Annotated in this window: 11 protein-coding genes and 1 tRNA gene; 9 read left to right on the forward strand and 3 right to left on the reverse strand. The window is 40.2% G+C overall.

The genetic code is table 11. The annotated features are described in order from the left end of the window. The first annotated feature begins 92 nt into the window (after positions 1-92). Both guaB and guaA read left to right on the forward strand, forming a co-directional pair. The gene (gene guaB, locus J8L71_RS02485) at positions 93-1562 is read left to right on the forward strand and encodes an IMP dehydrogenase (protein ID WP_058547183.1); all 1470 of its coding nucleotides are present in this window, start codon (positions 93-95) and stop codon (positions 1560-1562) included. Positions 1563-1660: 98 nt separating this feature from the next. Further along, a complete protein-coding gene (gene guaA / locus J8L71_RS02490) occupies positions 1661-3238 on the forward strand; it encodes a glutamine-hydrolyzing GMP synthase (RefSeq protein ID WP_149593635.1) in 1578 nt (525 codons plus the stop codon). 106 nt (positions 3239-3344) lie between these two features. Here guaA and J8L71_RS02495 read toward each other — a convergent pair whose 3' ends face one another. Then, positions 3345-4934, reverse strand: coding sequence for a BCCT family transporter (locus J8L71_RS02495; protein ID WP_210999119.1), 1590 nt, complete (start codon positions 4932-4934; stop codon positions 3345-3347). Positions 4935-5358: 424 nt separating this feature from the next. On the opposite strand from J8L71_RS02495, the gene J8L71_RS02500 reads away from it, so the two are divergent. The 3 genes from J8L71_RS02500 to rimI all read left to right on the forward strand — a co-directional run bounded on the left by J8L71_RS02500 (position 5359) and on the right by rimI (position 6253). Then, positions 5359-5435 (forward strand) — tRNA-Trp (locus J8L71_RS02500). A gap of 64 nt (positions 5436-5499) precedes the next feature. Continuing rightward, on the forward strand, positions 5500-5799 hold the full coding sequence (locus tag J8L71_RS02505; RefSeq protein ID WP_210999120.1) for a hypothetical protein: 300 nt from the start codon (positions 5500-5502) through the stop codon (positions 5797-5799). Then, positions 5786-6253 carry a ribosomal protein S18-alanine N-acetyltransferase gene (gene rimI, locus J8L71_RS02510; RefSeq protein ID WP_210999121.1) on the forward strand — a complete coding sequence of 156 codons (468 nt, stop codon included), beginning with the start codon at positions 5786-5788 and terminating at the stop codon, positions 6251-6253. Before J8L71_RS02505 ends, rimI begins: the two co-directional genes overlap by 14 nt. Before the next feature lie 50 nt (positions 6254-6303). Here the strand turns inward: rimI and J8L71_RS02515 are convergent, their stop codons facing one another. After that, on the reverse strand, positions 6304-8970 hold the full coding sequence (locus J8L71_RS02515) for a hybrid sensor histidine kinase/response regulator (RefSeq protein ID WP_210999122.1): 2667 nt from the start codon (positions 8968-8970) through the stop codon (positions 6304-6306). A gap of 494 nt (positions 8971-9464) precedes the next feature. Here J8L71_RS02515 and prfC point away from each other — a divergent pair, with 494 nt between their 5' ends. The 4 genes from prfC (at position 9465) to J8L71_RS02535 (ending at position 14609) form a co-directional block, all read left to right on the forward strand. Next, the gene (gene prfC, locus J8L71_RS02520; RefSeq protein WP_210999123.1) at positions 9465-11054 is read left to right on the forward strand and encodes a peptide chain release factor 3; all 1590 of its coding nucleotides are present in this window, start codon (positions 9465-9467) and stop codon (positions 11052-11054) included. Positions 11055-11116: 62 nt separating this feature from the next. Further along, entirely contained in the window at positions 11117-12859 is a 1743-nt protein-coding gene (argS, locus tag J8L71_RS02525) for an arginine--tRNA ligase (RefSeq protein ID WP_210999124.1), read from the forward strand. A gap of 330 nt (positions 12860-13189) precedes the next feature. After that, on the forward strand, positions 13190-13828 hold the full coding sequence (gene pdxH / locus J8L71_RS02530; protein WP_210999125.1) for a pyridoxamine 5'-phosphate oxidase: 639 nt from the start codon (positions 13190-13192) through the stop codon (positions 13826-13828). 13 nt (positions 13829-13841) lie between these two features. Beyond that, positions 13842-14609 carry a TatD family hydrolase gene (locus J8L71_RS02535; RefSeq protein ID WP_210999126.1) on the forward strand — a complete coding sequence of 256 codons (768 nt, stop codon included), beginning with the start codon at positions 13842-13844 and terminating at the stop codon, positions 14607-14609. Here the strand turns inward: J8L71_RS02535 and J8L71_RS02540 are convergent. Then, positions 14576-15196: an AhpA/YtjB family protein gene (locus tag J8L71_RS02540; protein ID WP_210999127.1), complete on the reverse strand. Its 621-nt coding sequence runs from the start codon at positions 15194-15196 to the stop codon at positions 14576-14578. The genes J8L71_RS02535 and J8L71_RS02540 overlap by 34 nt on opposite strands. Positions 15197-15296: the final 100 nt, after the last annotated feature.

Consider the following 15296-nt stretch of genomic DNA (forward strand, 5'->3'; position numbering starts at 1 on the left):
TAATTGCGAAATATTATTTACGAATGCTCAGAACGCTGTTAAAATTTGGCCGCAATTCCTTATCTTAGATCCACATGTGAGAAGTTGCCAAAATGCTTAGAATTGCTAAAGAAGCTCTTACCTTTGATGACGTACTTTTAGTACCTGGTCATTCTACTGTTTTGCCGCACACGGCAAATATTTCAACTCGCTTAACGCGTGGTATCAAACTTAACTTGCCGCTTATTTCAGCATCTATGGATACTGTTACAGAAGCACGTTTAGCTATTGCCCTTGCGCAGGAAGGCGGTCTTGGTTTTATCCATAAAAACATGACCATCGCAGAACAAGCGAAAAATGTTCGTAAAGTTAAAACCTACGAAGCGGGTATTGTATCTTACCCTGTAACAGTAACTGCAGATTTAACTATTGCAGACGCTGTTGAGCTTTCTCAGGAAAAGGGTTTTTCAGGCTTTCCTGTTACCGATAGCAACAATGTACTTGTTGGTATTGTAACAAGCCGTGACATGCGTTTTGAAACTAAGCTAGAGCAGCCAGTTTCTACTGTTATGACTAAAAAAGAAAAGCTTGTAACTGTTAAAGAGGGTGCCTCTCGCGAAGAGATTTTAGGTTTAATGCATGAACACCGCATTGAAAAAATCTTAGTGGTAGACGATGCGTTTAAACTTAAAGGCATGATCACCGTTAAAGATTACCAAAAAGCACAAGATAAACCGGATGCATGTAAAGATGACCAAGGTCGTTTACGTGTAGGTGCTGCGGTTGGTGTTGGCGCAGGCACTGATGAGCGTATTGCTGCATTAGTTGAAGCGGGTGTTGATGTTTTACTTATCGATACTTCACATGGCCACTCTCAAGGTGTTATTGACCGTGTATCGCAAACTCGTCAAGCATACCCAGATTTACAAATTATTGCGGGTAACGTAGCGACAGCAGAAGGTGCTATTGCCCTTGCAGATGCTGGTGTTGATGCAGTAAAAGTAGGTATCGGCCCTGGTTCAATTTGTACTACACGTATTGTAACGGGTTGTGGTGTTCCACAAATTACTGCTATTTCTGATGCGGTTGAAGGCCTAAAAGGCCGTGACATACCTGTAATTGCTGATGGTGGTATTCGTTTTTCTGGCGATATAGTTAAAGCCCTTGTTGCTGGTGCATCATGTGTGATGGTTGGCTCAATGCTTGCGGGTACTGAAGAAGCGCCTGGCGAAGTTGAGTTATATCAAGGTCGTTACTACAAATCATACCGTGGTATGGGTAGCTTAGGTGCGATGGATCAAAAAGAAGGTTCATCAGATCGTTACTTCCAAAAATCTAACCAAGCTGACAAGTTAGTACCAGAAGGTATTGAAGGTCGCGTAGCTTACAAAGGTCCAATTGCAACGATTATTCATCAGCAAGTAGGCGGTCTTCGTAGTGCAATGGGTTTAACCGGTTGTGCAACGATTGAAGAGCTTAATACAAAACCTCAGTTTGTACGTGTTACATCTGCTGGTATGGGTGAGTCGCACGTACATGATGTGCAAATTACCAAAGAAGCACCAAATTACCGCTTAGGCTAAGCGCGTAATTAACAATTTATTGGGCTTGCTTTGCAAGCCCTCTTTTTAGTCGTTTACATTAACAAACGGCATTTAGCATCTACTTTACGAGATACTCCATGAGCAAAGATATTCACGATTCACGAATTCTCATTTTAGACTTTGGTTCACAATACACTCAGCTAATTGCGCGTCGTATACGCGAAATTGGTGTTTATTGTGAGCTGTGGGCATGGGATGTGACTGAAGAGCAAATCCGCGAGTTTAACCCACAAGGTATCATTCTTTCTGGTGGCCCAGAATCAACAACACTGGAAAACAGCCCGCGCGCTCCTGAGTATGTGTTTAATGCAGGCGTTCCTGTATTAGGCATTTGTTACGGCATGCAAACAATGGCCGCTCAACTTGGCGGTAGCGTTCACAGCTCTGATAAAAAAGAGTTTGGTTACGCGCAAGTTGAAAAGGTAGGCAATTGTGCATTGTTTGATGCAATTGAAGATCATATTACCGATGGCGGCAACGGCGTTTTAGACGTATGGATGAGTCACGGCGATAAAGTTATGGAAGTACCAGCAAGCTTTAGCACAACAGCTAAAACACCAACGTGTCCGCATGCTGCTATGTCTAACGAAGAAAAGCGTTTTTACGGCGTACAGTTTCACCCAGAAGTAACTCACACTCACCAAGGGCAACGCTTACTTGAACGCTTTGCTATTGATATCTGTGGTTGTGAAAAGCTATGGACGCCTGCAAAAATTATTGATGATGCCATTGAGCGTATCAAAGACACTGTTGGCGATGATGAAGTTATTTTAGGCTTATCAGGTGGTGTTGATTCATCGGTTGTGGCTATGCTTATTCACCGCGCAATTGGCGATAGATTAACATGTGTATTTGTTGATAATGGCTTACTTCGTTTAAACGAAGGTCAGCAAGTTATGGACATGTTTGGTAATAAATTTGGGCTAAACATTGTAAAAGTTGACGCTGAAGATCAATTTTTAGCTGACTTAGCGGGAAAATCAGACCCAGAAGATAAACGTAAAGCTATCGGCCACACGTTTATTAATGTATTTGATGAGCAATCTAAAAAGCTTAAAAATGCTAAATGGTTAGGCCAAGGTACTATTTACCCAGACGTAATCGAGTCTGCAGCATCTGCTACAGGTAAAGCGCACGTTATTAAATCTCACCACAATGTGGGCGGATTACCAGATGACATGAAAATGGGTCTCGTTGAGCCACTTCGTGAGTTATTTAAAGATGAAGTACGTAAAATTGGTTTAGAGTTAGGTTTACCGTACGACATGCTTTACCGCCACCCATTCCCTGGTCCTGGTTTAGGTGTACGTGTACTTGGTGAAATTAAAAAAGAGTACTGTGATTTACTTCGCCGTGCTGATGCTATTTTCATTGAAGAGCTACACAAAGCTGATCTTTACCATAAAGTAAGCCAAGCGTTTACTGTGTTCTTACCTGTTAAATCGGTAGGGGTTATGGGTGATGCACGTAAATACGATTGGGTTGTGTCACTTCGTTGTGTTGAGACTATTGATTTTATGACGGCGCGTTGGTCACATTTACCTTATGAGTTTTTAGGTGTGGTTTCTAACCGTATCATTAACGAAATTGACGGTATTTCACGCGTTGTTTACGATATCTCTGGTAAACCACCTGCAACTATTGAGTGGGAATAATACCAAATAAGTAAGCTTACTTTGCTGAGCTTATTATTGCACATTAAAAAGCCCGTTTATTAAACGGGCTTTTTTACGCGCTAATGTTAGCTCTTAGCTTTTAATTTTAACGCTTAGTTTTTGGCTCTAATTCAGTCAGCAGCCCTTTTACAAGGCTTACGCTGCCAAACAGCAAAATAAACGTAAAAGGCAGCGCAGCAATAATGGTTATATACTGTAGTGCCTGAATAGACTCAGTACCACCAATCCAAAGCATAAGCATTGCAATAACTCCGGCAATATTTGCCCATACTAGCTTTTGCTTTATTGGCACTTCAAGCTTCCCGCCTGATGTAAGGCTGTCAATTACTATAGAGCCAGAATCAAGTGTGGTTACAAAGAATATAATTATTAATGCTACAGCTAAAAGTGAAAGCGCGGTACCAAAAGAGTACGCATCAAGCATATAAAATAAGCTAAGTGACACATCGGTAATACCTTTATCAGCACCGAGTACGCCAATCTCATTTATAACTTGATCAATAGCCACACCGCCAAACACCGACATCCACGCAGTGGTAACTAAAGTGGGGATAAGAAGTACATAGACTAAAAATTCGCGTATGGTACGCCCTTTAGAAATGCGCGCTACAAACATACCAAAACATGGCGCATAAGCCACCCACCAAGCCCAATAGAACACAGTCCAACCGTGAAGCCACTGCGTATCTTCTCGACCGGTGCTAGAACTCAGCGGAATAATATTTTTTACGTAGCCTATTACTGCTGTGTAGGCTGAATCAAGTACAGTAGTAAAGTTTAAAACAAAAACAAGTGCTAAAAACACAATAGCAATGCCCATATTTATATTACTGAGCAATTTAACGCCGCCATCCATACCACGCACAATAGATAAAATAGCTAAGCCCATTATTAGTAAAATAATACCTTGTTGTAATAATAATGAATTTTCGAACCCTAAAACATGGCTTATGCCACTAGCCGCTTGCGATCCTCCTAGGCCTAGCGATGTAGCAAGGCCAAAAAGAGTAACCAACACAGCCATAACATCTATAACATCACCGAGTTTACCCCATACTCTATCGCCAAAAAGCGGGTAAAACACTGAGCGCATAGAAAGCGGTAAACCTTTGTTATAAACAAAGTACGCTAAGCACAGTGCGGTCATGCCATAAATAGCCCATGCATGAAGCCCCCAGTGAAATACCGTTGCTCCTAAGGCCATTTCTCGCCCTTGTTCAGTAAAGGGCTCAGCATTTAGCGGTGTACCAAACCAGTTAGTGTAAAACGCGGTAGGCTCAGCCACACCCCAAAAAATAAGGCCAATACCCATACCTGCTGCAAACAGCATAGAGATCCAAGAAAGGGTAGAGTATTCCGTCTTTGCTTTATCGCCTCCTAATCTAATTTTACCAAGTGGTGAAGCTGCTATGCCTATTGCAAATAGTAGGAGTATGTTAGCGCCCCACATAAATACGTAGTCAAAGTTTGTTAGAGCTGCATTTTTTATTGTGTTAATAGCGTCTTTAGCTTCGCTAGGTGAGAGGGCAAGTAGAGTAATAATAAATAGTAGAGATAATCCAATAGAAACGGAAAACACATTACTATGGATATCCATGCCCCATTTACTAACGTTATCTTGACCTACTTGATAATCGGTTGAGTCGATACTGTATTTTTTTGATTTAAACTTCATATAACGTGGCGTGAACTATTAGCTAAGCCAATAGTAAAGCTCCTCCATATTTGCAGTGTAAATGATCCGCGAAAGTAAGATACATGATGAAATATGTAATTAGGTGATAAGGCGCGGATCCCCTAAGATTAAAATCGTACCACAAATGCTAATAATGTTATTGAATTGTTTATGCTCTTTGGTCTAATAAATTTACAAATTATTTTTGCGCTATTGCGACTATTAGTTATGCATAGCTAAAGAATAGCCCATATACCCCGACTAAAATAAGCTGTGCTTTAAGGTATTTAATTTATGAAACAAGTTAAATACACTATATTTGTGTGCTAATTCATCGTTTTGCCTATTTTAAAAGCAGTTAAACTAAAAAAGTGATTTTTTGCTTTACCTTTTCTCAAAGGTCTCTATAATTCGTCGACATTGCAGGGGCGTAGTTCCAATTGGTAGAACAGCGGTCTCCAAAACCGACGGTTGGGAGTTCGAATCTCTCCGCCCCTGCCATTTCTTCTTTACATCGTTTTTATTACTTCATATATTGTTCAAGTGTTTAATTTACTGAGTTGTTATGCATCCACGTTACGCAGCTATTTTTGGTATAGAGAACCTCGAACTAAATCAGCATTATCGTCCAAACAATACTAATTCTACTTCAGCGCCTATACAAAGTACTGAGCCTTTAACGCTTAATAAGCAGTTATTTACTGATATAAAGCTAAGTGCTCAACCTATGGTTATTAATAGTGTGCTTAAAGGCAGTGAGATGCAGTTAACTGATGATAAGCTTACATTGCCAACCGAACAGCTCAGTGCTAATGATAAGCGCGCTTTATGGGCTTTAATGAGTAAACACCTTGATAAACTTTAATGCCGTAGATGAAAGTGCTATTGAACAATTAATGGTAATTGAAACTGCTTGCCATAGCCACCCTTGGACGCTTAAAACAATGAGTTCATGTATGGGAGGACGCTACTTTAACTTAGCGGCGTTTGATAAAAGCACATTAGTGGGTTTTTATATTGGTGAAAAGGCGGGGCCTGATTTTACACTTATGGATATTTGTGTAACACCAAGTCAGCAAGGTAAGGGCATTGCTAGGCAGTTGCTTAGCCAGTTTATTGAATATGGCGAGCAGCAAAGCGCAGAAAACTTATTTTTAGAAGTTAGAGAGTCAAATACTCGCGCAATTGCTTTGTACGAGCGTGCTGGCTTTATAGAAATGTCTGTGCGTAAAAACTATTACCCAAGTGACAACCCCGCTAAAAATGGCTTTGAAGATGCTATTTTAATGGGGATGGCGTTAAGTTTAGGCTTTTCGTAACCTATAAACAAATAACGCTTTCCGTATGTATTTCAGAAGCTATACCTGTACTAACTTATCTTATCTTTTGTAGCTTGCTCTATAGCGTTTATTAAATCGCTTACTAACTCATTTCTAGGTACTTTGTTGTTACTTTTTAGGTTTTCTTCAAGCGCTGCTGCACTGTGGTAAATGTCGTCAAAGTTAAAACAACCTGAGCTACCTTTTATGCTATGCGCTATTGTTCTTAACGCCTCCCAATCATCAGTGTGTTGTAAAGCTTTAACTTCTTCAAGATGAGCAGGTAAATTAGCTAAGTAATTATCAGCAATTTGCTGAAATTTCTCACTTTTTAATAAGCTATCCCATTTATTTTGATTATCTTTTTCAAGGTTTAGGTAACTTACTAGTACGTTTTCTAGGGCATCTTTGTCTATAGGTTTAGCTAGTGCTTTGTCGCAACCAGCCTCTAGGTAAGTGCCTATATCATGGTTCATTACATTAGCTGTAAGGGCAATTATAGGGCCGTCGTACGCTGCATGGCGTAGCATTTTTGTGGCTTCTAAGCCGCCCATTACCGGCATTTGCATGTCCATAATAATAAGCTGATAGTCGTTAACTAATGCCATTTCTACTGCTTGCGCACCATTATTAGCTATATCGGGTTCAAGACCCCAAGTTTGCAGTAGTAGTTTGATTAGTAACTGGTTATCTGGGTTATCTTCCGCCACTAATATATTGGCATCAAAACTGTTTGTAGCAAACGATAAAAACGGGTCTTTTTCTGGCACAAGTTGGCTTTGCTGTGTTAAAAACTCAAGCATTGGTTGATCGTCTGAGAGCTTACATGCCACGGTGATTGTAAAGCGGCTACCAACGCCCACCTCGCTTTCAAGCGTTACATCGCCGCCAAGTAGCTGTGCTAAATTTTTAGAAATACATAAGCCTAACCCAGTGCCACCAAATCGACGAGTAGTCGTAGCATCAGCTTGCTCAAACGGTTTAAATACTCTCTCTATTTGGTGCTCAGACATACCAATGCCGGTGTCATTAATTACAAACTCAAGCTTTTGGCTAGCTTCTAAATAGTGCACACAAATAGATACGTTACCTTGCTCAGTAAATTTAACCGCGTTATTAGCAATGTTTATTAGTATTTGCTTTAAGCGAGTTACATCGCTGTAAATGGTACGTGGCAGTGGCAGATCGTATTTTACGTTTAGCGTTAGTTGTTTTTCTTGTGCTAAAGGCTCAATTATCGATTCGATGTCGTGCACTAGCTGCACCACATTTAGTGCCGATTGATCAACAGCGAGTTTTTCAGCTTCAATTTTTGATAAATCGAGTATGTTATTTATAAGCTCTAATAGATGTTTTGAGTTTCGTAAAATAGTGCTTAAATGTTGTTTGTCGTTAGCTACTTTATCGTTATGTAATAGTTGCTCTGTAAAGCCCATAATAGCAGTAAGCGGAGTGCGTATTTCATGGCTCATATTTGCTAAAAAGCGACTTTTAAGCTGGTTTGCTTGCTCGGCTTGCCCAATAGCAAGCTCTAATTGACTATTCATTGCCTCAAGCGCTTTAGTACGGCTTTCTACCTTGTCTTCAAGATGATGTTTATATTCTTCAAGCTGCTGCTGGTAATGCCTAATTTGATTAACCATGTGGTTAAAGTCGTTAAACAATACGCCTACTTCATCGTTGGTATGAGCAGGTAAATGCACTGATAAATCACCGTCACCTACGCGATGGCTGGCAGCACCTAATAGCTCAATAGGGTTAAGTAATAAATTACGTACTACTACAAAAATTAAAATAGGTAGGGTAATCACCGATATAATAACGATTAAGCCGGTAATAAGGCTTATGGCTTTACCCGATTGGTAAAGTACGCCTTTAGGAATAGTAGAAACATAATAATAACCACCGGGCATTTGCACGGCAAAAATCATTCGCTCAATTTTATCAATGCTTGAAAGCTCAATAGTCGAAAGCATACCTATATCTGCCAAACTATGTACCTGTTCAAGCTCGTACTCACTAATATATTGGCCGCGCATGTTGTAGTCAGAGCTAAATAAAATCTTACCGTCTTTGGTAAGCATTAAATTAAGGGTGTTGTTATATGGGGCTTCTAAAATACTGGTATTAAGTATTGAAGGCTCTACATGTATAACAATAAAACCAAGTTGTTGTGGGCGTTTTAAATAGTAATCAACACTATAAATTCGCTGTATAAAGTACAAACTTGTGGTGCCATCGTCCTTTTGAATCATAAACTGCTGTTTACTTAAATTACTTTGCAGCACTTTATTAAAAAAAGGGTAACTTTTAGGCGCAGTGGTTAGGTTATTAGAGTAATACGCATCACTTCTGCCACTGGCAGAGACCAAATTAATACTAATAATGTCAGGATAGGCTTCGCTGTAGCTGGCAAATACATCCATTAAAGCGCCAAGTCTGCGGGTATGATCGCCATTAGCTCTAATATCATTTGTTAAAAAATCACTAAGTACTGGCGAGGTAGAAAGTAGCTTTGCTGTCGAGTGAAAAGAGTCAATGTAGTTAAATATTTTTTGCTGTTGCTGTTCAACAAAACGGCTCATTATTAAATCAGCTTGTTTTTGTGTTGAATTAGTTACATTGGTGAGCGTAAAGCCACCTAAAAAGAGCAAAGGTAAAATAACCAAGGGGGTTATATACCATAATAATCTAATACTTAACTTACTGGTTTTCATGACCAAACTACTTATCCTCCGTGCAATCTATCAATAATATGCGTTACGACTTTATTACACAAGCTTATAGCGGTCTCGATGGCTGAAATATAACCAGTTATAAAAGTTAATCACTTAGTATAAGGGATGTTTTATTTTTTGTAACACACTGAAAGTAAGTTGTTAATTTAAAAATAAAAGTAAATTTTTGCCTAACTATTAATTCATAGATGTTTAAATTATTAGCTTTCAATCATTTTTAATCGTTCTTAAGTTAAGTGAGTCATTTCGATTTATTACAAAGCCAAGATATTTTTATGTTAGATAGCACACTTTTATACCGACTCCTGTTACAATTGCCACTATTAAAAAATTAGCTATATGGCGTTAATTGTTGTCAATTTATTCATACTAAATTGCTCAAAGCCCAGTTAATAACGATCAACTTAACGGGTTGCCCTGCATACACTTAGCGTTATGCATGTAACTTGGTATCAAACTAAAAGAACTTATTAATGGCAGACCAGAATATTATCAACGAAATTAGCAAGCGAAGGACTTTTGCAATCATATCGCATCCGGATGCTGGTAAAACTACCATCACCGAAAAAGTACTTTTGTTCGGACAAGCGATTCAAAAAGCCGGAACTGTAAAAGGCCGTGGCTCTAATCAGCATGCAAAGTCTGACTGGATGGAAATGGAAAAAGAGCGTGGTATATCGGTTACTACCTCAGTAATGCAGTTTCCATATAATAATGCGCTGGTTAATTTACTTGATACCCCTGGACACGAAGACTTCTCAGAAGATACTTATCGTACTCTTACCGCAGTAGATTCGTGCTTAATGGTTATTGATGCCGCAAAAGGTGTAGAAGAACGTACTCGTAAACTTATGGAAGTTACACGCTTACGTACTACCCCTATCGTTACCTTTATGAATAAGTGTGACCGTGATATTCGTGACCCAATGGAACTACTCGATGAAGTAGAAACAGAGCTAAACATTGCCTGTGCACCTATTACTTGGCCAATTGGTTGTGGTAAAGAGTTTAAAGGTGTTTACCATATTCATAACGACGAAGCAGTTTTGTACAAAACAGGCCAAGGTCATACTATTCAAGAAGTACGTACAGTAAAAGGCCTTGATAACCCAGAGCTTGATACTGCCATAGGTGAAGAACTTGCTGAGCAACTGCGTGAAGAACTTGAGCTTGTAATTGGTGCTTCAAACGAATTTGACCTTGAATTATTTTTAGCAGGTGAACTTTCGCCAGTGTACTTTGGTACAGCTCTTGGTAACTTTGGTGTTGATCATGTACTTGATGGTTTAACACAGTGGGCCCCAACGCCGTTGCCACGTGAAACAGAAGACCGCCAAGTAGTTGCAACAGAAGAGAACTTTACTGGTTTTGTATTTAAAATACAGGCCAACATGGACCCTAAACACCGTGACCGTATTGCCTTTATGCGTATTGTGTCGGGTAAATACAGCCAAGGCATGAAAATGAACCATGTACGCCTTGGTAAACAAGTCAGTATTTCTGATGCGGTAACGTTTATGGCGGGCGATCGTGAGCGTGCAGCAGATGCATTTGCAGGCGATATTATAGGCCTACATAACCACGGTACAATCCAAATTGGTGATACCTTTACGCAAGGCGAAAAGCTTAAGTTTAGCGGTATTCCTAACTTTGCGCCTGAGCTGTTTCGTCGTATTCGTTTGCGTGATCCGCTTAAACAAAAGCAGCTATTAAAAGGCCTAGTACAACTTTCTGAAGAAGGTGCAGTACAGGTATTTAGACCGCTTATTAATAACGATTTAATTGTAGGCGCGGTAGGTGTACTACAGTTTGACGTAGTTGTAGCGCGCTTAAAAGCTGAGTACAACGTAGATGCAATTTACGAAGGTGTAAACGTCAATACAGCGCGCTGGGTAAGCTCAACTGACGTTAAAAAGTTTGAAGAGTTTAAGCGTAAGTGCGAAAGCAACTTAGCACTTGATGGTGGCGATAACCTAACTTACATAGCACCGAGCCGTGTAAACCTTAATTTATCGGTAGAGCGTTATCCAGAAGTAACCTTTAACCATACTCGCGAAAACTAGAATCGACTGACTACAGTTAACTGAAAGCCTGCTAAGGCGGGCTTACAAAGGTAAATAATATAATGAACATTCGTACTATTTTAGTAGAAAAAGCCATTGCCGCCATGACCGCAGCTGGCCTACCTGAAGATACAAACCCAGCGGTTACACAAAGTACACGCCCACAGTTTGGTGATTACCAAATTAATGGTGCAATGGGCGCCGCTAAAAAAATGAAAAGTAACCCACGTGAGCTTGCGCAAAAAATTATTGATCAGTTAGATGTAAGCGACATTGCTGAAAAAACTGAAATTGCTGGCCCTGGTTTTATTAATATTCATTTAAAGCCTGAGTTTTTAGCCAAAAGCGTAGAAGCGGCTAACAGCGATGCAAAGCTTGCCGTAAACGAGCACACTAAGCCACAAACTGTCGTGGTAGATTACTCTTCACCTAACCTTGCAAAAGAAATGCACGTAGGTCATTTACGCTCAACCATTATTGGTGATGCCATTGTACGCGCCCTTGAATTTAGAGGCGATAAAGTCATTCGTCAAAACCACATGGGCGATTGGGGCACACAATTTGGTATGCTGATTGCGCATTTAGAAGATCAAATTAGCCAAGGCGTAGATTTAGAGTCGGTAGCGCTTGCTGATTTAGAAACGTTTTACCGCGACGCTAAAAAACGTTTTGATGATGAGGAAGGTTTTGCAGATAAAGCCCGTGATTACGTTGTTAAACTACAAGGTGGCGATGCGCACTGTGAAAAACTATGGAAGCTATTTATAGCAACCTCAGTTAAGCACTCTGAAGAAGTTTACAAACGTCTAAATGTAACGCTTACTCAAGCTGATATTATGGCTGAAAGTGCTTACAACAGTGAGCTTAACGATATTATTAGCCTATTAAAAGATAAAGACATTGCTGTAGAGTCGCAAGGTGCACAAGTGGTGTTTTTAGATGAGCTTGCAAATAAAGATGGCGAGCCATCGGCGTTTATCGTGCAAAAATCAGGTGGAGGCTTTTTATATGCAACCACTGATTTAGCCGCGTGTGATTACCGCTCAAATAAATTGGGTGCTGAACGTATTTTAATATTTGTAGATGCACGCCAAAGCCTTCACTTTAATCAAGTAGAGCTTACAGCACGAAAAGCTGGCCTTTTACGCGATGAAACAAGCTACGAGTTTTGCCCGTTTGGCACCATGATGGGCGCCGATGGTAAACCATTTAAAACCCGTACCGGTGGCACTGTAAAACTGGCTGATTTACTTGAAGAATCAATTAGCCGTGCAGCAACAAAACTAGCAGAGCGTGAATCTGACTTATCGGATCATGATCGTAGTGAAATAGCCCGCAAAGTAGGTATTGGCGCCGTTAAATACGCTGATCTTTCTAAGCACCGTACCAGTGATTACATATTCAACTGGGACAGCATGCTAAGTTTTGAAGGCGCAACAGCACCTTACTTACAATATGCTTATACGCGTGTGCGTAGTATTTTTCGTAAATCAGGTGTCGATGCTGCTACACTAAGTGCTAATGTAGCCATAGCTGAGCCGCAAGAAAAAGCACTAGCACTTAAATTGCTGCAGCTTGAAGAAGTACTTGATTTAATGATCAACGAGGCTACTCCGCACGTATTATGTGGGTACTTGTACGAACTAGCTAGCTTATATATGACATTCTATGAAGCCTGCCCAGTACTTAAAGAAGGCGTAGAGCCAAGCGTACGTGACAGCCGTTTAGTGCTGTGTAATTTAGTGGCAGATACGCTAAAAACAGGATTGGATCTGTTAGGCATTGAAGTCATGGAGCAAATGTAATCACCTTCTGCTTCGTGTAGTTCGCTTTAGCTGCGTTGGTAAAACTATTTAGCCTAAGTCACATACAAACCGTATGCTCCTTGGCATAAATAGCTTTAGCGCCTTGCTAGCACTCCTACACTTGCAGATGATTTTAGGCTTTACTTGACGAACTTTTGTAAGTTAATCAATTTTGTAGCTGATAGCACCGTAGGTTGGGTTGAGTGAAACGAAACCCAACATTAACCAAGCACTAACCCAAAATATAAAATTGTTCTTATTACTGATTACTATTGATTGCCTGACTTTACTTACCTACATACGCTTTAATAAACAGAGAAGGATTTGTTTATGAAACTCGAAGATATCCGCCGTGAATACTTGCAAGACGCGTTAAGCGAAGACACTTTGCAAGATGACCCATTTAAACAATTTGAAACATGGCTTGAGCATGCTGTGGGCAGTAATGTGCCTGATCCAACGGCCATGGTTGTGGCAACGGTTGATGAAACAGGGCAGCCTTCGCAGCGTATTGTATTGTTAAAACACCTTGATGATAATGGGTTTGTATTTTTTACTAATACGGGCTCTCGTAAAGCACAAGAGCTAAAAGGTAATAATAAAATATCGCTGCATTTTCCATGGCACCATATGGAGCGCCAAGTAATTGTATACGGCGAGGCTAAACCATTACCTACATCAGCGGTAGCAAAATACTTTTTATCACGCCCTAAAGAAAGCCAATTGGCTGCCTGGGCTTCAGCGCAAAGTAGGCCCGTGTCGTCTCGAAAAGTCCTTATGGAAACCTTTGCTAATATGAAGAGTAAGTTTGCCAAAGGTGAAATCCCCCTTCCTGATTTTTGGGGCGGTTACTGCGTAGTCCCGACTAAAATAGAGTTTTGGCAAGGCGGCGCACATCGTTTACACGACCGTTTTATGTACCAACGCCAGGATGATAATAGCTGGCAAGTTACACGTTTAAACCCTTGACTGGTTTACGCTTGTGAAGTTTATAGATTCCCATTGCCATCTCGACTTTAATGAATTTGACGCAGAGCGCGAATCACTTATAAAAGCGTGTGTGGCAAAGGGCGTTGAGCGCTTTGTTGTGCCAGGTATTAGCTTAGCCCAATCTAAACAGTTAATTAAGTTTAAAAGCAAATACCCACCAGTACATATTGCCGCAGGGCTTCATCCTTATTTTTTAGATGAGCATAAAGAACCACACTTAGCGCAGCTGTTTGATTTTGCAAAAGCAAATATTAACCAGCTGGTGGCAATAGGTGAGTGTGGGCTTGATAGAAGTATTGAAGACCTTGAAAAACAAACGCGGTTATTTGAGCAACAAATAACGATTGCCAATGAGCTAAATTTACCGTTAATTGTGCACCACAGACAAAGCCATGATTTAATTGCGCAATCGTTTAAACGCTGTAAGCCAAAATATGGTGGGGTGATACATGCGTTTTCGGGGTCACTGCAGCAAGCACACTATTATATTAAGCAAGGTTTTAAGTTAGGCGTTGGTGGGGTTATTACCTATGAGCGCGCAGCAAAAACCCGTAATGTAATTGCTCAAATAGCGCCACAACATTTAGTACTCGAAACAGACTCGCCCTCAATGCCATTAAGTGGCCACCAAGGCGAGATTAATACACCGCTTCACATTCCAAATGTGTTCAACGTACTATGCAATTTAAAGCATAGCAGCAATAAAGAGGTACTTGCTAAAGCGCTTTATGACTCTTGCTCTGAGGTTTTTTGTATATAGCGGCTAACCTGCCAACGTTTTAAACCTCGACCCAGTTGCCATGTGAAAATACACGCAATTACTAGCATTAATAAAACTTGCCTGCCTAAATCATGAAAATGATTGTGGCTGTCTGATATAGCTGCGCGCGTTAAATATGTAACTGATACAAAGCCAATGGGGCGGTCATCGTTATTTATTACAGGTTCTATAAAAGGTGTTTTAAGCTTACTAATACCAGGGGTAGAGTCGGGCAGTTGCCCAAAAACATGATGTGATTGCCAATTATCGCTACTGGCAATTAAAATACCTTGTTGATCGTAAATGGTGGCCGAAAGCACAAATTTATCTTTACTTATATCATTACAAATTGCATTGAGCTGAGGTTTGTTTTTTTCAATAAGCGGTGTTTTAACGTTTAAAGCCATAAATTTAGCTAAGCTTTGTGCTGTGTTATCGGCGCTGTCATACAATAACTGATGACTTTGAAAACTACTATTAACACCTACCCAGCTTAGTAATACAAAACAGCCAGCCGCGAGTATTAAGCGTACTAAGCGCTTTCTTTGAGATGCGGTAATAGGGTTTTTAATATGGTTATTTTTCATAGTCACCGTATATGCTGCTGACAGCATTTTGATTTGATGTTACAACTACACTAACTATAACCTTAAACCCTACCTGATGGCGAATTTAGCGTAAATATTA

This window comes from Pseudoalteromonas sp. MMG007 (assembly GCF_018100985.1).
In the GTDB taxonomy this organism is placed as follows: Bacteria; Pseudomonadota; Gammaproteobacteria; order Enterobacterales; family Alteromonadaceae; genus Pseudoalteromonas.